The organism is Frondihabitans sp. VKM Ac-2883 (genome assembly GCF_015350875.1).
In the GTDB taxonomy this organism is placed as follows: domain Bacteria; phylum Actinomycetota; class Actinomycetes; order Actinomycetales; family Microbacteriaceae; genus Frondihabitans.
Genome location: NZ_JADKSF010000010.1, coordinates 77,248 through 96,233, shown reverse-complemented (window position 1 = coordinate 96,233; position 18,986 = coordinate 77,248). Strand labels below are relative to the sequence as shown.

Sequence of the window (18,986 nt, the reverse complement as noted above, 5' to 3'; positions counted from 1 at the left end):
GGGAGAAGAACATGAATAGCCGACTGCTCGTCCTCGACTTCGACGGCACCGTCTGCCTCGGCGACGAACCCGTGCTCAGCTACGCGCGGCACATCGACGAGGCCCTGGCCGAGACCGAGCGCGTCGTCGAATCGACGATCCGCGCGTTCCTGGCCGGCCCCGACGCGGCTGCTGAAGAGAACGACGACGAGAGTGCAGGATCCGCGGCTCGCCACCTCGCCACCCTGGTCGACGCCGCCGACGGCTACGCGGCTGCGGCCTCTCTCGCACGCTCCCGCGGCGTCGCCGCCGCTTCGCTCAGCCGCGCGTACGAGGCCAGCCGCCGCGAGTTGGCCGACGGCCTCCTCGAGACCTGGGCTCCGGCCGGCCTCGCCGACTTCCTCACCGGCCTGAGGAGCACCGGCGTCACCGTCGTCCTCGTCACCAATGCCACGGCGACCGGCGTAGCCGGGCAGCTGACGCACCTGGGGCTCGACGGCGTTTTCGACGAGATCGTGACCGATGCCGGTAAACCGGGTGGGATGCCTCGGATCCTGGTGTCTCTGCGGGAGAAGTACGGCCTGGCCGCCCACCCCGAGCGTCTGCTCAGCGTGGGCGACATCTGGCGCAACGACCTCGAGCCGGCCGCCGATCAGAAATCCCCTACGGCCCTGATCGAGCGGTTCGCGGCTGCCGAAGCGAAGCCCACTTTCCGGGCCCCGACCTTCGAGGGGCTCTACGCCGACATCGTGGCCTGGGCCTCGCGCGCCTGATCGGCGGGTGCCGGGCTCGGCGTCACCACGAAGGTGCGGCCGGGGTGGTCGGCTGAGAGGTGGGCTCCGGGTCGTCCGAGCACCTGCTCGCGGAGGGTGCCGGTGGCTGGCTCCAGGGGCATGCGGCCGCGGCGACGGAGCTCGGGCACGACGAGTTTGGCGAAGTCGACGCAGTCGGCGGTGCCGAACAGCGGTTCGAGCAGGAAGCCGTCGAGGCCGGTCTCGTCCATGATGCGTTCGAGAGCATCGGCGACCTCGATCGGATCGCCGACGAGCTGGAGGCCGCGCGTGCCCTTGCCCTTGAGATCGTCCAGGATCTCGCGGACGGTCGGGGGAGCGGTGCCGTCAGTGGGCAGGAAGCGATCGATGTTGCTCTGGGCGATTTGTCCGATCTGCCCGCCGTCGTCGCGCAGCTGGGTCAGATCGCGATCGGGGTCGAGCGAGAGCAGATCGATGCCGGTGTTGCCGGCGTAGAGCACCGCGACGACCTCGTCGGTCTGCATCGCGTCGAATTCGGCCCGGAGGGCATGCGCCTCCTCGCTCGTGGGGGCGACGGTCACCGAGAGGCCGACCATCGTCACGATGGAGTCCGGGTCGCGGCCGTGCTCGGCGGCGCGGGAGCGGATGTCGGCGACGTTCGCCTTGGTGTGCGGGCCGGTCGTGTACTGGACGAAGACCGCTTCGGCATTGCGGGCGGCGTAGGCACGACCGCGCTGCGACGTGCCGGCCTGGAACAGCGTCGGTGTCCGCTGCGGCGACGGTGCCACGGTGAAGTAGCCGTTCGAGCGGAAGTGCTGGCCTTCGAACGAGATGCGGTGGATCTTCGAGCGGTCGGCGAGGATCTCGGCGTCTTTGTCGGCGCGGAAGCCGTCGTCTTCCCAGGAGCCCTCCCAGAGGGTCATGGCGAGGTCGACGTACTCGTCGGCCTGGTCGTAGCGGTCGTCGTGCTTGACCATCTCGGTGTGGCCGAACAGCGCGGCGACGGCGTTCGCTGAGCCGCCCGTGACGATGTTCCAGCCGATGCGGCCGCCGGTGAGATGGTCGAGCGTGGCGAAACGCCGGGCGGTTTGCAGAGGGTGATCGAGCCCCGTCGCCGAGGTGACCACGAAGCCGAGCCGGGTGGTCTCGCGGGCCAGGGTCGGGATCAGCAGCGACGGATCCATGCCCGGAAAGTTGATTCCGCCCCTCGCCGCCATCTCGGGTAGGTCGCCGTCGATGGTCGGGTAGCCGAAGCCATCGGCGAAGAACAGGAAGTCGAATCCCGCCTGGTCGAGGATCTTCGCCATGCCGATCCACAGATCGAGCTCGTGGTACCGGACGGAGTCGCTTCGAGGGTGCGACCAGCTGCGCGTTCCGCCGACCTGTGTGCCGGCCACTTCGAACACGCCGAGATGCATCTGCTTCATGGCGCCAGTGAACCAAATGGTTCACTCGGGGTCTAGGTGCGAAACAGGCTGTTTACGAAGCAGGCGCGAAGTCGTAACACGGCGGGCCGGATCCTGGGCTCCGTTGGGGCGACGACCGTCACACCACGCGCTCGCAGAGGGCCCGGTGCGCACTGTCGGCCACCCGGCCCACGAGCGCGTCGTCGCCGAGGCTAAGTAGCGACGCCTGGAGCCCCCGCCAGAGCGCCACGGTCTCGTGGCCGAGCTCGAGAGCCTGGTCGGGTGACGCGCCAGCGTCTTCGAACGCGCCGGCGACGTGACCGACCCACTCGGTGCCGATCAGCCCCAGCAGGGCGGCGAAGCGGTCGCGCTCGAACCCGGCGAGGCCGAAGATCTCGAAGAAGAGCCGGTGGAAAGCCCGGTTCCGAGGATCCGCGATGGTCGCCCACGCGCCCCCGAGACGTTCCGCGAGTGGCAGGCCGTCGTCATCGAGAAACGTGATCACCTCGGCCATGGTCGGAAACCGCGACTCGGCTCCGTGCAACGCCTCGACGATGAGCTCTTCTCGCGATCCGAAGTAGTAGAGCAGCATGCGGTTGTTCGAGCCCACCGCAGTGGCGAGTGCCCGCAGGGTGATCTGGGCGATGCCGTTCTCGACGACGTGATCGACGATGCGGTCGAGCAGTTCGTCGCGGCGACCGGGTGCGCCCGTGGCCCGAGTGGCTCCGTCGACGTCATCCATGCCGTCGACGCTATCGGTTGGCCGGGAGTGCGACGACGGCAATCCGACCGAAATGCCGATGAAACATCGGCGGTCTAGCGTTCCGAGGATCACCGATCGATGCCGCGGCCACAGACCCGCCCCAGCCGCGAACGATCCCTTCTGAGCCACCGAGCCCCTTGGAGTGCCATGAGCATCTTCTCTGCCCCGCCCGTGCTGAAAAAGGACTACGACCGTCGCGGGTTCCTGCGCCTCGGGGGAAGCGTCGGCCTCGTGGTCGGCACGACAGCCCTCCTCGCCGCCTGCTCGACCGATTCCGGTTCGAGCCCGAAATCGTCCGGTGCCGCTGCTGCCGGAAGCCTCGGCACAATTGCCGTGCAGCTGTCGTGGATCAAGAACATCGAGTTCGCGGGCGAGTACTTCGCCACCGAGAAGGGCTACTACACGAAGGCCGGTTTCGACGCGGTCACGCTTCTCGCCGGCGGCGGTCAGACCGGCGCCGAAGAGGCCCTCCTCGCCGGACAGGCGCTTGTCGGCCTGTCGTCGCCGTCGATCACCGCCCCCTCGATCAACAAGGGCGCGACCCTCAAGATTATCGGCACGACCTTCCAGAAAAACCCGTTCTGCCTGCTGTCACTCGACGAGAAGACCCCGATCAAGACCGTCGCCGACCTCAAGGGCAAGAAGATCGGCGTGCAGTCCGGAGGCAACCAGACCATCTTCGAGGGCTTCTTGAAGGCCAACGGCCTGACCACCTCCGACGTGACGATGGTCACCACGCAGTACGACATCGCCCCGCTCGAGGCCGGCAAGTACGACGCGCACATGTCGTACATCACCAACGAGCCGATCCTGGCCGAGGCCGACGGCTTCACCCCGGTCGTGCTGGGCTTCGCCGACAACGGTCTCCCGTTCGTCGCCGAGACCTTCACCACCACGCAGGATGCGATCGACAACAAGCGCGACACCCTCAAGGCCTTCCTCAAGGCCGAGGTGCAGGGCTGGACCGACGCCGCCAAGGATCCCGCTCAGAGCGCCAAGTACGCCGCCGAGAAGTACGGCAAGGATCAGGATCTCGACGTGGCCGAGCAGACGAAGGAGGCCGAGGCGCAGAACACCCTGATCCTGACGGACGACGTCAACAAGAACGGCCTCTTCACGATGACCGACGAGCTCGTGGCCGAGAACATCGCGTCGCTCAAAGCCATGGGAACAGACATCACGGCCGAGAAGCTGTTCGACCTGACCCTGATCAACGAGGTCTACAAAGAGAACCCCGAGCTGATCACGACCTTCACGATCCCGACCGCCTGATCGCCATGTCTTTCGCGCCCAGTACTCAGCTCTCGCTCGCCACGAACGACCCGGCCGGTTCGCCGGAACTCGCCACCGGCATCAACATCCAGGGTCTCACCAAGACGTTCCAGCTCGGCCGGAAGTCCGTCCAGGCCCTGTCCGAGATCAACCTGGGCACGAAGAAAGACGCCTTCCTGACCCTCCTCGGTCCGTCGGGATGCGGAAAATCGACGATTCTCCGCATCCTGGCGGGCCTGGAGACACCGAGCTCCGGTGCCGTGGTCGTCAACGGCAAATCCGCCGCCGAGATTCAGAAGAGCCACGAGACCGGCATCGCCTTCCAAGACAGCGCGCTGTTGCCCTGGCGGAGCGTGACGGCCAACATCCGGCTTCCACTCGAGGTGGCCGGCATCACACCGCCTGCAGGGCTCGTCGACGACCTCATCGACCTGGTCGGGCTCAAGGGTTTCGAGAACGCCAAGCCCGCCCAGCTCTCGGGCGGCATGCGCCAACGCGTGTCGATCGCGCGCTGCCTCGCCGTGCAGCCGACGATCATGCTGCTCGACGAGCCGTTCGGCGCACTCGACGACATGACGCGCCAGCGGATGAACGTCGAGCTGCTTCGCATCTGGACCGAGAAGCCCGCGACCACGCTGATGGTCACCCACGGCATCGCGGAGGCCGTCTTCCTCTCCGACGTCGTCGCCGTCATGAGCGCTCGACCCGGCCGCATCGCGGAGGTCGTCGAGATCGACCTGCCGCGCCCGCGCCTGCCCGAACTGACCCGCACTCCCGAGTTCCACGCTTACGTCGATCGCATCTCCGAGATCCTCTTCGGCTCGCACGGGGCGGCCGTCGATGACTGACCTCAAGCAGGCGTACGAGCGCGAGCTCTCGCAGAGCATCGCCCTCGACGTCGAGACGAGCAGTGGTCCCGCCCGCCGCTCGATGCTCGGCTCTTTCCGTTCGATGCCGCCCTGGGCCGGCTCCGTCGTCGGCATCGTCGTGATCCTGGTGGTCTGGCAGATCGTCGCCGTCACCGCGTTCTCCGTCACGGGCAGCGTGCCGCAGCCGGGTCTCGTCGCCGCCCAGCTCCTCCACGACCTCACCGACCCGGTCTACTGGAACGCGATCGCCCAGACGGCCGCGACTGCCGGCTGGGGATTCCTGTGGGGCAACCTCATCGCCTTCGTGCTGGCCGCGCTCGTGCTCGTCTTCCCGTGGTTCGAAGGCATGTCGACGCAGCTCGCGGTCGTCACCTCGTGCATCCCGTTGACGGCGATCGCGCCGATCGTGACGCTTCTGATGCCCGCAGGATCCCGCACCACGTCGATCTTCCTGGCCGCCCTGAGCGTCATCTTTACGACCGTGGTCGGCACCATCCTCGGCCTCAACGCCGCGACCCAGACCCAACTCGATGTCGTCCGCGCCTACGGCGGCTCGCGCCTCACGCAGCTCGTCAAGGTGCGCTTCATCGCGGCCCTGCCGAGCATCATGGCGGCGCTCAAGCTGGCAGCGCCGGCAGCGTTCCTCGGCGCGGTGCTGGGGGAGTACTTCCTCCTCGGGGTCGACTCGGGCATCGGGATCCTTCTTCTGGCCGCGCAGGCGACCGCTGCCAGCGTCAAGCTCTGGGCGATCGCTCTGATCTGCGGTGGCGTCGCCGGGCTCGCGTACTTCGTGATCGGCCGGATCGGTCGCCTCGTCACACCGTGGTCGGCGGGCGACAGCCGCGCCGGGCAGGGATTCTGATGGCCACCGCGATCCGACTCTCGCGGAGTGAGAGCCGAGCGCCGTCGCAGACCGGAGCCACCGTGCGGTTCGTCGCGCGTCGGATCGGCCGCACGGTCGTGACGATTCTCGCGTCAGCCGTGATCCTCGGCCTCCTCTGGCAGTTCGCGATCATCGGACTGCACGCGAACGCCTTCATCGCCAAGAAGCCGCTCGACGTCTACAACTACCTGTTCGTCGACTCGTCGCTGTCGCAGACCACCGCGGCCGAGAACCGCGAGGTGCTGTTCGGTCTGCTCGGCACGACACTGCTGCATGCCCTGGTCGGCTTCGTCTTCGGGGTGGGCGCGTCGATCGTCATCGCAATCGTGTTCACCCTCATTCGCCCGATCGAGTTCATGTTCATGCCGATCGCCATGCTGCTGCGCACCGTTCCGCTGCTCGCCATGGCCCCCGTCATCTACCTGATCTTCGGCAACGGGCTCGTGACGGCGGCCTTCATCGGCGGAGTCGTGGTGTTCTTCCCGCTGCTCGTCAATCTGACGCTCGGATTCCGGTCGGTCAGCGCGCAGTCGGTCGACCTGATCCGTGTCTACGGCGGCAGCCGCTGGACGATCATGCGAAAGATCGCCATCCCCACGGCGCTGCCGCACTTCTTCGCCTCGATGCGGATCGCCGTGCCCGGGGCCATCACCGGGGCGATGCTCTACGAGTGGCTCTTCACCTACGAGGGCCTCGGAGCCGCTATCACCAGCGCCAAGTCGAGCTCCGACTACGGCATGATCTGGGCGATCGTGGTGCTCATCACCGTCGTGTCGATCCTCTTCTACACGATCGCGACGTTCATCGAGACGGCCGTTCTCGCCAAGTGGGGCCCCGACGCCGGAAAAGCCGTCGCGAAGTGACCCGCACCATCCCCGTACCGAACCCAGGAGTACCCGCATGAGCGACACCCCCGTCCGCGACCTCACGGCTCTGCCGAAGGCGCACCTGCACATTCACCACGAAGCCGCCATTCGGGCGACGACGCTTGCCGAGATGGGTGCCGCCGAAGGCGTCGACGTCTCCGTGCCCGAAGAGTTCGACGACTTCAGCGCGTTCAGCCAGACCTACCGCGGCATGCTGCAGGTGCTCTCGATCAAAGAGAACCTGTTCCGCCTGATCGACGAGTCGATCGAGGACTGCGCCCGGGAGGGAATCGTCTACGCCGAGTTCGGCGCGAGCCCGCACTTCTACGTCGACACCTTCGGCTCGACGGAGCTCGCCCTCGACGCCATGATCGCCCGGGCTCGCGAAGCGGGTGAGCGCTGGGGCGTCGAGGTCGGCTACATGGTCACCGTCGACCGCACCGAGAGCGTCGAGACCGCGACGGCCTACGCGAAGATCGCCGCAGCCTACGCCGGTCGCGGGGTCGTCTCGCTCGGCCTCGCCAACGACGAGCGGGGCCACCCGGCCGAGCAGTTTCACGAGGCGTTCGCGATCGCCAAGGAGGCGGGGCTGCTCTCGACGCCACACGCGGGCGAGCTGGCAGGGCCGGAGCAGGTCGAGAAAGCGGTCGATGCCCTCCAGGCCGACCGGATCCTGCACGGGGTGACGGCGATTGAGAGCGACGCCCTGACCGCACGGCTGGCCGCCGAGGGTATCTGCCTCGACGTCTGTCCGACCTCGAACCTGCTGCTCGGCGTGATCCCCGAGATCGACGCGCACCCGCTCAAGCAGCTGCTCGACGCGGGTGTGCGATGCTCGATCAACGCCGACGACCCGGTGCTCTTCGGCCCCGGCCTCCTGTCGGAATACGAGCTGTGCCGATCGGTCCTCCGGCTCACCGACGAAGAGATCGCGGCGTGTGCACTCAGCTCGATCGAGTGCAGTGGCGCTTCCGACGCCGTCAAGCAGAAGGCAGTCGCCGGGATCGCGGCGTGGCTGGCCTGATGCGTCGCCTCGTCATCCAGGGCGCGCACGTGGCCACGGTCGACGCAGTCGATCGCGAGTTCGCCGGCGGACACGTCGTGGTCGACGGCTCGCGCATCATCGCGGTCGGCGACGGGCCGACGCCGCCCTGGGTGTTCGCAGACGGGGTCGAGGTCGAACGCGTCGACGGCAGCGGACATCTGCTGACGCCCGGCCTCGTCAACACGCACCACCACCTCTACCAGTGGCTCACCCGCGGCATCGCGCAAGACTCGATCCTCTTCGACTGGCTCGTCGCGCTCTACCCGACCTGGGCGCGCATCGACGAAGACCTCGTCGAGGCGGGTGCCGAAGCGGCCCTTGCCGTGCTCGCGAAGTCGGGCTGCACCCTCGCGGCGGATCACCACTACGTCTTCCCCCGAGGATCCGGCGACATCGTCGGGGGCATCGTCCGTGCGGCCGCTCGAGTCGGAATCCGGCTCCACGGGACGCGCGGCTCGATGGACCTCGGGCGTTCGGCCGGAGGGCTCCCGCCCGACTTCGCCGTGGAGACCACGGCCGTAGCCCTCGACGCGTCGGCTCTCGCGGTCGAGCGGTACCACGACGCCTCGGTCGACTCGATGGTGCAGATCGCTCTCGCGCCCTGTTCGCCGTTCTCGGTGACCAGCGAGCTGCTCACTGAGGCGGCCGCTCTCGGCCGTTCCCTCGGCGTGCGCCTCCACACGCACGGCTCGGAGACGGTCGAGGAGGACGCGTTCTGCCAGGAGCGCTTCGGCAAGACCCCGACCCAGTATCTGGAGGATCTCGGTTGGCTCGGCGACGACGTCTGGATGGCGCACAGCGTGCACCTCGACGACCACGCCATCGCCCGCTTTGGCGCGACCGGCACCGGCAGCGCGCACTGCCCATCGTCGAACGCCCGGCTCGCGGCCGGCATCGCGCCCATCCCGCAGCTGCTCCGTGCCGGCGCGCCGGTCGGGCTCGGCGTCGACGGCTCCGCCTCGAACGAGTCGGGACAGCTCGGCGCCGAGATCCGCCAGGCCGTGCTCATGAATCGCCTGCGTGCCGGCGCCGATGGGTTCAGCGTCCGTGACGGGCTGCGGATCGCGACCGTGGGCGGTGCCCGGGTGCTCGGGCGCGACGCCGATCTGGGGTCGATCGAGGTCGGCAAGCTGGCCGATCTCGCGCTCTGGGATCTCCGCGGTGTCGAATTCGCCGGCCTCGTCGACCCGGTCGCGTCACTCGGCCTCGCGTCGATGCCGCCGTTGGCAGGGCTCTTCGTCGGTGGGCGCCGGGTCGTCGACGATGGCCGCCTGACCACGATCGACGAGGTCGGCGTCGCTCGAGCCGCAGCCCGGGCGAGCACCGACCTCCTCGGCCGCGTCTAGCCTCGCCTGCTTCGCCCTAGTGGGTCGACGGTTCGGTCTCTATCTCGGACCGGTCGCCCGACCACAGCGTGTGGAACACCTTGTCGCTGTCGGTGCGCTTGTAGGTGTGCGCTCCGAAGAAGTCGCGCTGACCCTGGATCAGCGCGGCCGGCAGGCGCTTCGACGCGAGGGAGTCGTAGTAGGCGAGGGCCGACGAGAAGCCGGGAACCGGGATCCCCGAGAGAGCTGCCTTCGCCACAATCCGGCGCCAGGCGTCTTCGCCGTCGGCGACGGCCTTCGCGAAGTACTCGTCTTCGAGAAGGGTGGCGATGGTCGAGTCGTTCTCATAGGCGTCGACGATGCGGTTCAAGAACTGCGCGCGGATGATGCAGCCGCCGCGCCAGATCTTGGCGACGGCGCCCTTGTCGATGCTCCAGCCATACTCCTTGGCACCCGCGATGATGGCGTCGAAGCCCTGGGCGTAGGCGACCATCTTCGAGGCGTACAGGGCCTTCTGGACGTCGTCTTCGAAGTTCTCGCCCGGATCCTGAATCTCGGGTCGGTTCTTCAGCGTCTTCTGAACGGCAGCGCGCTGGTCGGGCTTCGACGAGACCGCCCGGGCGAAGACGGCTTCGGCGATGCCGCCGACCGGCACTCCGAGGCCGACCGAGTTCTGCACCGTCCAGACGCCGGTGCCCTTCGAGCCCGCCTGGTCGACGATGAGGTCGACGAGCGGCTTGCCGGTCTTCTCGTCGACCTGCTTGAGCACCTCGGCGGTGATCTCGATGAGGTACGACTCGAGCTCGCCCTTGTTCCACTCCTCGAAGACCTCCGCGATCGCGGCGGGCTCGTGGCCGCCGACGCGGCGAAGGAGGTCGTACGACTCGGCGATGAGCTGCATGTCGGCGTATTCGATGCCGTTGTGGATCATCTTGACGAAGTGCCCGGCGCCGTCGGTGCCGATGTGGGTGACGCACGGTTCGCCCTCGGCGACCGCGGCGATGGACTTCAGGATCGGGCCCAGCGTCTCCCAGGCCTCCGCACTGCCTCCCGGCATGATCGACGGACCCTTGAGAGCGCCCTCTTCGCCACCCGAGATGCCGGTGCCGACGAAGTTCAGCTTCTTCTCTTTGAGGTCGTGCTCGCGACGGATGGTGTCGTGGAAGTTGGCGTTGCCGCCGTCGACGATGATGTCGCCCTCCTCGAACAGGTCGGCGAGCTGCGAGATGACCGCGTCGGTGCCCTTGCCGGCCTGCACCATGATGATCGCGGTGCGCGGCTTCGACAGTGAATCCACGAACTCCTCGATCGTCTTCGACGCGATGAAGCCGGCGTCGCCGTGCTCCTCCATCAGCGTGTCGGTGCGCTCGGGGGAGCGGTTGTACACCGCGACGGTGTTGCCCTCGCGGCTGGCCAGGTTGCGCGCCAGGTTCGATCCCATAACGGCGAGCCCGACCACTCCGATGTTCGCCTGTGCGGTCTTTCCGTGTTCGGCCACGGTGCCTCCTTCGAAAGTAAGTGAGGTCAATCTATCCACCACCTCCGACACGTATCCAGGGTCTGTCAGGCCCACTCTGGTGCCGGAGAGAGTGCCGTGTAGACTCTTCCCTTGAACTTCGGCGAGGGGTGCACGGCACCCGTTATCGACGCGGTGGGCAGATTATGGGCGCAGGCCCCGGTCTTTCCTCACGCACGGTTTCACCAACTGCGTTCGAGTTGAATCCACGGGCCACAGATCGCCGACTTCGGCGAGGCCCACAATCTTCCAAGGAGACACACAATGGCTGACGACAGCAACAAGCTTTCCGTCGAGCGTCGCTCGAGCTTCGGCAAGGGAGCGGCTCGCAAGATCCGCGCCGCCGACAAGATCCCCGCCGTGATCTACGGTCACGGCACCGAGCCCGTGCACATCTCGATGCCCGGTCACGAGACCATGCTGATCACCCGTCGTGCGAACTCGGTCCTCGAGCTCGACATCGAGGGCACCCAGCAGCTCGCACTCGTCAAAGACATCCAGCGCGACCCGGTGCGTCAGATCATCGAGCACATCGACCTCATCGTCGTCCGTGCCGGCGAGCGCGTCGAGGTCGAGATCCCCGTTCACATCGAGGGCGAGTCGGCTCCCGGCACGATCCACGTGGTCGAGGCCAACACCCTGCTCCTCGACGTCGAGGCGACGCACATCCCGCAGAGCGTCGTCGTCTCCATCGAGGGCCTCGAAGAGGGCACCCAGATCCTCGCCTCCGACGTCGAGCTCCCCTCGGGCGCCAAGCTCGTTCTCGACGGAGAGTCCCTCGTCGTCAACGTCACCGTGCCGCAGCTCGACCTCGAGTCCGACGCCGACTCGACCGACGAGGCCGCCGAGGGCGACGTGCCGGCGATCGAAGACGAAGAGCGTTCCGAGTAACACCCCGAACAACAGCGCGACAGCGGATCGGCGAGGAGCAGCGCTCTGGACGACAACAGATGGCTCGTGGTCGGGCTCGGTAACCCCGGGCCCGACTACGCCTCGACCAGACACAACGTGGGCCAGATGGTCCTCGCTCTCCTCGCCGATCGGCTGCAGTCCGGTTTGAAGAGCCACAAGACGCAGGCCGTGGTCGCCGAGGGGCGCAGCTTCCCCGGCGGCCCGCGCTTCGTCCTCGCGAAGCCGACCACTTTCATGAACGTCTCCGGTCCGCCCGTGGCAGCACTCCTCCGGTACTACGACCTCGACGTGTCGCGGCTCATCGTCGTGCACGACGAACTCGACATCCCCTTCGACACTCTCAAGATCAAGCAGGCCGGCGGCCACGGCGGCCACAACGGCCTGCGCGACATCATCGCGGCCTGCGGGTCGAACGACTTCACCCGGGTGCGGGTCGGCATCGGCCGTCCCCCCGGGCGTCAACCCGCCGCCGACTTCGTTCTGCACGATTTCTCGAGCATCGAGCGCAAGACGCTCCCCAACCTCCTTGACGATGCGGCCGACGCCGTCGAGATGATCGCGGCCGACGGCCTGACCGCGGCGCAGCTGAAGTTTCACACGGCCTGACTCGGGCCTGCCGGGGCGCGTGAGGGCCGTCGCCGGACGGAGGACACCCGATGTCCCCCGGACTGGGTGTGTCCGCCGTATGGGGGACCGGCTTAGGTTCTACCCAGAACAGAACGGTTCGGGCAACTGCCCGACGGTCGTCACGGGTAGCCCAAACACCCCGTGAGCCGACCTGTTCCGCAGGCGGCACCCGAGCCGTCGAGAGTCGGGGGACTCAAGGACTCCGCAGCGGACACCCCGATCGTCAGCATCACCGACGACGTCCGCGGCAGGATCGCGCACGGATGCGCAGAAAAGGCAGTGCAATGAGCCAGACCACCACGATCACCGCCACCCGCGGCACCGCGATGAACAGGATCGTCTCCGGGACGATCGCGGGTGCCGTCGGCATCGTCCTGCTCCTCGGCGGAGCGGGTACGTTCGCTCTCTGGAACAGTTCGACCGGAGCCGAGGCGGGCACGATCTCGTCCGGCACGCTCGCACTCGCGCCCATCGCCGGATCGGCGGGCACCTGGACCGACACCACGAACGGGCGCAACACGGGAACAACCGCCGCGAACATCGTGATGGTGCCCGGCAACTCCTACTCCTACACGCGCCAGTTCTCCGTGAAGGCCACCGGAACCGATCTGAAGGCGGTGCTGACGTACGACGAGGCCAGCATCAAGGGCACGTCCGAGCTCATCCAGGCGACGACGCGCTCGCTCGACGTCTCCTCGTCGTCGGCGAACGTCAGCCGCGTCGGCAGCTCCAACACCTTCACCGTGACTCCGGCGGCCGGCACATCGACCGTGTCTGTCGTCTTCTCGATCGCGCTTCCGCAGACGGCTGAGACCGGGCAGAACGGCACCGTCGACCTGACCGGGCTCAAGTTCACCCTCACCCAGACGGCCATCGGGTCGTAGCCGCGACGACGGGAACGCAACCATGCGAGAAATCGCGACAGGACGGCACGCCGCGCCTCGGCGACGTCGGACGCTCGCCCTGCTCGCCCTCGGCGTGGCCATGGCAGTCCTACTTTGCCTCGTCGGCACCCGCGGCACGCTCGCCCTGTGGAAGGCCGATGCGGCGATCCGCGCCGGCACGATCAAGAGCGGTACGGCCTCCCTCGACGTGTCGATCCTGCCCGCGATGTACCTGACCGCTCTCGGCCCCGGAGGCTCCACGACGGGCGCGTTCACCGTGCAGAACACGGGGTCGGTTCCCATGGACATCCGGGTCTCGACGACGTCCACTCACGTGGCCTACGCCGGGTCGACCCCCGACGCGACCGTCCTCGGATCCTTGACGATGCACCTCTCGAGCGTTGCTAAGGCATCCGATTGCAAGGCCGGCCTGTCGGGCGCCTCCGGGCCGATCGCGACGTTCGACACCGGAACCGGCTACTACCGACTGCCCGTCACGACGACCAGGGCCACTGCGTGCCTCGAGGTGTCCCTCGCGGCCGATGCGCCGCAGTCCGTCTCGGGTGCCGTCGTCGACTTCGTCGTCACCGTGTCGGGCAAGCAGGTCGTGTCGTGAAGCGCAGGATCCGACTGCCCGCCGGGCGGGCGGCTCTCGTCGCGGTCCTGGTCGCGGCGTTGATCGCGGGTACCTCCCCGGCGGCCTTCGCCCTCTGGTCGACCTCTCGGACGACGCAGTCGAGCACCACGATCGGGGCGCTTGCGGGCGGCGTGTCGGGGACCGACGCCATGACCATGACGTTCTCGTCGACGACCACGTCGTTCACCGCGCCCCTCACCCTCACGAACAACGGCACCATCGCTGGCACGTACTCCACATCGACCGTCGCCGCGCAGAGCCGAACGCTCGCGCAGAACATCACGGTGGTCGCCTGGCAGGTGGCCGCCGCTGCGGACTGCACTGCGTCGGCCGACGCCCCGTCCTCGTCGCTCTCGGGAACCTGGGCCTCGATGCCGAGCCTCACGGGATCCCTGCCCGCCAAGCAGTCCGCCGTCTGGTGTCTCCGCAGCGCGCCCACGTCGAGCGCACCCGCGTCGTCGACGACGAACCCGGTGATCTCGATGGTCCTCGCGGCGGGCAGCTGGCGGTCGCCGACGGTGGCAGGCGGCTTCTACGTCGACACGGCCAAGGCCGCGGCCGCCGTGGCGACGGCGACCTGCACCGACCAGTCGGGAGGCAATAACGTCGTCATCGCGTGGGACGCCTCCAGCAGATCGCCCGACACCTTCTACGACCTCGAGATCGGCGGCACACGCGTCGGCGACCCGACCCAGGGGTACTCGGCATCGACGACCCTGTCGGCCAGTCGAGTCTCGACCACGGTCGCGCCCGACGGAACGGCCCGGGTCGACGTGGTCGTCCTCGACGCGAACGGGAATGCGACGGCGACGATCCAGGCGTCCAGCACGGTGACGCTCGCGACGACGTCGGCGGGCAGGACACTCCGGTGCGGCGCGTGAGCGGCATCGTGCGCGCCGTGGCGGTGGGCTTCGGGCTCGCGGTGATGCTGCTCGTGGCAGGTCTCGGAGTCATCCTCGTCGTCGTGCCGAAGGCGACCGGCTCGACGCCGCTCACCGTTCTCACGTCGTCGATGGAGCCGACGCTCCCGCCCGGCACCCTCGTGGTCGTCCGCCCCGAAGACCCGTCAAGGATCCGAGTCGGCGACATCGCGACCTACCAGCTCGCCTCGGGGAGGCCCGAGGTGGTGACGCACCGCGTGCGCGCCGTCACCACCACGTCCACCGGCGAACGGCTCTTCACCTTCCGCGGAGACGCGAACGACGTCGCCGACGCCCCGGTCGCCGCCATTCAGCTCCGTGGCGTCGCCTGGTATTCGGTGCCGTTGCTCGGCCGGGCCAACACCCTCGTCAACGGCCACGACCGGCCCTGGATCATGCCCGGGATCGCCGGCGTCCTCCTCGTCTACGGGCTCGCGATGGTCGCTCTCGGAGTCCGCGCGGCGCGGAGGCGTCGACGGGGCCCGGCTGCGGGCCGCCGATCGGCCCATGGCCGGAGACGGCTCACTGCCGCGTCGTAGCCCACTTCGCCCTGCGCGGACTCCCGGGTCGGTGTCGGAGGCGGCACGTACACTCGAACCCGTGATACTCCAGGGTTTGATTCCTGCGCTTTCGCGCGCCTCGACGTTCGACTCTGCCCTGAAGCAGGCGACAAGATCGAGCGACTTCTCTCTCGTCGACGGCCTCCGCGTGCCTCTGCTGGCCGGTCTCCTCGACCGCCGCGCCGAAGGGTCGGGTGCGGCGCAGGCGCTTCTCGTGATCACCGCGACCGGGCGCGAGTCGGAGGCGGTCCGCACGTCGCTGACCAGCTACCTGCCCGACGCCGAGGTGATCGAGTTCCCCGCATGGGAGACCCTTCCCCACGAGCGGCTCAGCCCGAGCGCCGAGACGGTCGGCAAGCGCATCCACGCACTGCGGCGCCTGGTCGAGTGGCAAGCCGCGTTCGCGTCGCGTCCTTCGTCTGTCGCCCCGCTCGTGGTCGTCGCGGGCGTGCGCGCCGCGCTCCAGCCGATCTCCGACAACCTCACCGACATCGATGCCGTGCGGCTCACCGTGGGGGAGCGCGGCTACGACCTCTCGGCGATCGCCGTGCGCCTCGTCGACCTCGCCTACGCCCGGGTCGACATGGTCACGCGTCGCGGTGAGTTCGCCGTGCGCGGCGGCATCCTCGACGTGTTCCCGCCGATGGCCGAGCACCCCGTCCGGGTCGATTTCTTCGGCGACGAGATCGACCAGATCCGCCTGTTCGCGGTCGCCGACCAGCGCAGCCTCGACACCGAGGCCCAGACGGTCGAGCTGCCGCCGAGCCGCGAGATGCTACTCACCGAGTCGGTCCGCCAGCGGGCCCGCGAGATGCAGCACGAGTTCCCGAGCCTCGCGCAGATGCTCGAGAAGATCGGGCAGGGCATCCCCGTCGACGGAATGGAGTCGCTGGCCCCGGCGCTCGTGCACCGTCTCGTGCCGCTCACGCACTACCTGCCGCCGTCGGCGGCCATCGCCGTGCTCTCACCGGAGCGCGTCGTGTCGCGGGCCAAGAGCCTCGCCGACACCAACCGCGAGTTCCTCCAGGCCGCCTGGAGTGCCGCCACGGCTGGTGCCGAAGCGCCCATCGACCTCGACTCGGGCGACTTCCTCACCGTCGGCGACCTGCGCCTCCAGGCCGGCGACCGCACCTGGTGGTCGCTGTCCGGGTTCGACTCGGGCGTCGTGCTGAGCGACGAGGAGCGGATCGAGTCGGCCGGCGACTACGTGCGGATCGACGCCGAGACCGTCCCCAGCTTCTCCGGCAACGCCGAGGGTGCCGTCGAGCACGTCGCCGAGCTCGCGGCCGCCGGCTGGAGCATCGTCGTCACCGCCCGAGGCGTGGGACTCGTCGACCGTGCCCGCGACGTCCTCGCCGAGCGCGGGGTCGCGGCCCGTATCGTCGAGGCGCTCGGCGACGACCTCGAGCCGGGGGTCGTGCATCTCGTCACCGGCGGTGTCGAGGCCGGCTTCCAGGTGCCCGAGGCGAAGCTGGCCGTGCTCGGCGAGGCCGACTTCTTCGGTCGCGCCGCCGGCTACGACGGGCGTCAGGTCAAGAAGCTCGCCTCTCGTCGAAAGAACGTCGTCGACCCCCTGCAGCTCAAGACGGGCGACATCGTCGTGCACTCCACGCACGGCATCGGCCGGTTCCTTGAGCTCACCAGCCGCGAGGTCTCGTCGGGCGGCCGCAACGCCGTCAAGCACAGCCGCGAGTACCTCGTGCTCGAATACGCGCCGTCGAAGCGCGGGCAGACCGGCGACCGTCTCTACGTGCCGACCGACCAGCTCGACCTGCTCAGCCGCTACGTCGGTGGCGAAGCGCCGAAGCTGTCCAAGATGGGCGGCAGCGACTGGTCGCAGGCGAAGGGCAAAGCTCGCAAGGCCGTCCGCGACATCGCCGTCGAGCTGGTCAAGCTGTACTCGGCGCGGATGGCCTCACGGGGTCACGCCTTCGGCCCCGACACTCCCTGGCAGCGCGAGCTCGAAGAGGCCTTCCCGTTCGCCGAGACGCCCGATCAGCTGACCACGATCGACGAGATCAAGGCCGACATGGAGCGCCCCATTCCGATGGATCGCCTCATCTCGGGCGACGTCGGCTACGGCAAGACCGAGGTCGCGATCCGGGCCGCCTTCAAAGCCATCCAAGACGGCAAGCAGGTCGCCATGCTCGTGCCGACGACTCTCCTCGTCAAGCAGCACATGGAGACCTTCTCCGAGCGATTCGCCGGGTTCCCCGTGCACCTCCGAGCGTTGAGCCGGTTCCAGACGGCCAAGGAGTCGAAAGACACGATCAAGGGCATCGGCGACGGCACGGTCGACATCGTGATCGGCACGCACCGCATTCTCACCGAGGGGCTGTCCTTCAAAGACCTCGGGCTCGTGATCATCGACGAAGAGCAGCGCTTCGGAGTCGAACATAAAGACCAGCTCAAAAAGCTGAAGACGAACGTCGACATCCTCGCGATGAGCGCCACGCCGATCCCGCGCACGCTCGAGATGGCCGTCACGGGCATCCGCGAGATGTCGACGTTGGCCACGCCGCCCGAAGACCGTCACCCGATCCTCACCTTCGTCGGCCCCAACAGCGAACGTCAGATCGGCGCCGCGATCCGTCGCGAGCTCCTCCGCGAGGGGCAGATCTTCTTCGTGCACAACCGTGTCTCGTCGATCAACCGGGTCGCCGCCCAGCTCGCCGAACTCGTGCCCGAGGCCCGGGTGGCCATCGCGCACGGGCAGATGCCCGAGTCGGCGCTCGAACAGGTGATGGTCGACTTCTGGGAGCGCAAGTTCGACGTGCTCGTCTCGACGACGATCATCGAGACCGGCCTCGACATCGCCAATGCCAACACGCTCATCATCGATCGCGCCGATCGCTACGGTCTGTCGCAGCTGCACCAGCTGCGCGGCCGCGTCGGCCGTGGCCGTGAGCGCGGCTACGCGTACTTCCTCTACGACGCCGACAAGCCGCTCTCCGAGACGGCCCAGGATCGCCTTGAGACCATCGCCGCGAACAACGAACTCGGCGCGGGTATGCAGGTGGCGCTGAAAGACCTCGAGATCCGCGGTGCGGGAAACTTGCTCGGCGGCGAGCAGTCCGGTCACATCGCCGGCGTCGGCTTCGACCTCTACCTCCGCATGATCGGCGAAGCGGTCAACGCCTTCCGCGGCGACGTCGCCGAGGGGCAGACCGAGCTGAGGCTCGAGTTGCCCGTCGACGCCCACATTCCCGAAGACTACGTCGAGAGCGAGCGCCTCCGTCTCGAGGCCTACCAGAAGCTCTCGACGGCGTCGTCGCCGACCTCCTCTGACGATCAGATCGACTCTGTGCTCGAAGAGCTGACCGACCGCTACGGTGAACCGCCCGCCGAGGTCCTCGCCTTGATCGAGGTGTCGAGGCTTCGCAGGATGGCCCAGAAGACCGGCCTCAGCGAGGTCGTCGCGATGGGAACCAACATGCGCGTCGCGGCCATGGAACTCGCCGACAGCGTGCAGCTCCGGCTCGCTCGGTTGTTCCCGGGCGCGCGCTACTTCGCCCAGACGAAGTCAGTCAGCGTGCCGATGCCGCGCAAGAACGGCGAGGCCCTTCCCGACGCCGAGCTGATCACCTGGGTCGAGCAGCTGCTGACGAGCGTCTACGGGGCCGAGCCCGCGCGGCCGACTGACAGCGCGGCGGCGCCGAGCTAAGCGGGTTGCGTCTGCGGGTCCGGGGCTGCCGGCTCGGCGCCTCCTAACCCAGTCAGTCGGCGCAGACCCGCGCAATCGGCTCAGACGCGCACAGTCGGCATAGACC

Annotated in this window: 17 protein-coding genes; 14 read left to right on the top strand and 3 right to left on the bottom strand. The window is 68.2% G+C overall.

Features of this window, described 5'->3' with window-relative positions; genetic code table 11:
• Positions 1–11: 11 nt before the first annotated feature.
• Positions 12–752, top strand: a complete 741-nt coding sequence (locus ITJ49_RS16140; RefSeq protein WP_194606582.1) for an HAD family hydrolase — start codon at positions 12–14, stop codon at positions 750–752.
• Here ITJ49_RS16140 and ITJ49_RS16135 read toward each other — a convergent pair.
• Positions 716–2,158: an NtaA/DmoA family FMN-dependent monooxygenase gene (locus tag ITJ49_RS16135; RefSeq protein ID WP_194606581.1), complete on the bottom strand. Its 1,443-nt coding sequence runs from the start codon at positions 2,156–2,158 to the stop codon at positions 716–718. The genes ITJ49_RS16140 and ITJ49_RS16135 overlap by 37 nt on opposite strands.
• A gap of 118 nt (positions 2,159–2,276) precedes the next feature.
• On the bottom strand, positions 2,277–2,879 hold the full coding sequence (locus ITJ49_RS16130) for a TetR/AcrR family transcriptional regulator (protein WP_194606580.1): 603 nt from the start codon (positions 2,877–2,879) through the stop codon (positions 2,277–2,279).
• A gap of 168 nt (positions 2,880–3,047) precedes the next feature.
• Between ITJ49_RS16130 and ITJ49_RS16125 the strand changes: the two genes are divergently transcribed.
• The 6 genes from ITJ49_RS16125 to ITJ49_RS16100 are packed head-to-tail and all read left to right on the top strand — an operon-like array spanning position 3,048 to position 9,181.
• Entirely contained in the window at positions 3,048–4,172 is a 1,125-nt protein-coding gene (locus tag ITJ49_RS16125) for an ABC transporter substrate-binding protein (RefSeq protein WP_228514616.1), read from the top strand.
• Between the two features lie 5 nt (positions 4,173–4,177).
• Positions 4,178–5,020 carry an ABC transporter ATP-binding protein gene (locus tag ITJ49_RS16120; protein ID WP_194606579.1) on the top strand — a complete coding sequence of 281 codons (843 nt, stop codon included), beginning with the start codon at positions 4,178–4,180 and terminating at the stop codon, positions 5,018–5,020.
• Positions 5,013–5,903 carry an ABC transporter permease gene (locus tag ITJ49_RS16115; protein WP_194606578.1) on the top strand — a complete coding sequence of 297 codons (891 nt, stop codon included), beginning with the start codon at positions 5,013–5,015 and terminating at the stop codon, positions 5,901–5,903. Before ITJ49_RS16120 ends, ITJ49_RS16115 begins: the two co-directional genes overlap by 8 nt.
• Positions 5,903–6,787, top strand: a complete 885-nt coding sequence (locus ITJ49_RS16110; protein ID WP_194606577.1) for an ABC transporter permease — start codon at positions 5,903–5,905, stop codon at positions 6,785–6,787. The genes ITJ49_RS16115 and ITJ49_RS16110 overlap by 1 nt, the downstream gene beginning before the upstream one ends.
• Positions 6,788–6,824: 37 nt before the next feature.
• On the top strand, positions 6,825–7,814 hold the full coding sequence (gene add / locus ITJ49_RS16105) for an adenosine deaminase (RefSeq protein ID WP_194606576.1): 990 nt from the start codon (positions 6,825–6,827) through the stop codon (positions 7,812–7,814).
• Positions 7,802–9,181: an 8-oxoguanine deaminase gene (locus tag ITJ49_RS16100; protein ID WP_370544577.1), complete on the top strand. Its 1,380-nt coding sequence runs from the start codon at positions 7,802–7,804 to the stop codon at positions 9,179–9,181. The genes add and ITJ49_RS16100 overlap by 13 nt, the downstream gene beginning before the upstream one ends.
• Positions 9,182–9,197: 16 nt before the next feature.
• Here ITJ49_RS16100 and gndA read toward each other — a convergent pair whose 3' ends face one another.
• Positions 9,198–10,658: an NADP-dependent phosphogluconate dehydrogenase gene (gene gndA / locus ITJ49_RS16095; protein WP_194606575.1), complete on the bottom strand. Its 1,461-nt coding sequence runs from the start codon at positions 10,656–10,658 to the stop codon at positions 9,198–9,200.
• A gap of 282 nt (positions 10,659–10,940) precedes the next feature.
• On the opposite strand from gndA, the gene ITJ49_RS16090 reads away from it, so the two are divergent.
• From ITJ49_RS16090 to mfd, 7 genes are all read left to right on the top strand, one after another.
• Positions 10,941–11,567, top strand: a complete 627-nt coding sequence (locus ITJ49_RS16090; RefSeq protein WP_194606574.1) for a 50S ribosomal protein L25/general stress protein Ctc — start codon at positions 10,941–10,943, stop codon at positions 11,565–11,567.
• Between the two features lie 45 nt (positions 11,568–11,612).
• Entirely contained in the window at positions 11,613–12,194 is a 582-nt protein-coding gene (gene pth, locus ITJ49_RS16085) for an aminoacyl-tRNA hydrolase (RefSeq protein ID WP_194606599.1), read from the top strand.
• Positions 12,195–12,499: 305 nt separating this feature from the next.
• Positions 12,500–13,099 (top strand): alternate-type signal peptide domain-containing protein, encoded by a 600-nt coding sequence (locus tag ITJ49_RS16080; RefSeq protein WP_228514614.1) that lies wholly within the window; start codon positions 12,500–12,502, stop codon positions 13,097–13,099.
• A gap of 100 nt (positions 13,100–13,199) precedes the next feature.
• Positions 13,200–13,715: a hypothetical protein gene (locus tag ITJ49_RS16075; RefSeq protein WP_194606573.1), complete on the top strand. Its 516-nt coding sequence runs from the start codon at positions 13,200–13,202 to the stop codon at positions 13,713–13,715.
• The gene (locus ITJ49_RS16070) at positions 13,712–14,617 is read left to right on the top strand and encodes a hypothetical protein (protein ID WP_194606572.1); all 906 of its coding nucleotides are present in this window, start codon (positions 13,712–13,714) and stop codon (positions 14,615–14,617) included. Before ITJ49_RS16075 ends, ITJ49_RS16070 begins: the two co-directional genes overlap by 4 nt.
• Positions 14,614–15,195, top strand: a complete 582-nt coding sequence (locus ITJ49_RS16065) for a signal peptidase I (protein ID WP_370544576.1) — start codon at positions 14,614–14,616, stop codon at positions 15,193–15,195. The genes ITJ49_RS16070 and ITJ49_RS16065 overlap by 4 nt, the downstream gene beginning before the upstream one ends.
• Positions 15,196–15,256: 61 nt before the next feature.
• Entirely contained in the window at positions 15,257–18,880 is a 3,624-nt protein-coding gene (gene mfd, locus ITJ49_RS16060; RefSeq protein WP_194606571.1) for a transcription-repair coupling factor, read from the top strand.
• Positions 18,881–18,986: the final 106 nt, after the last annotated feature.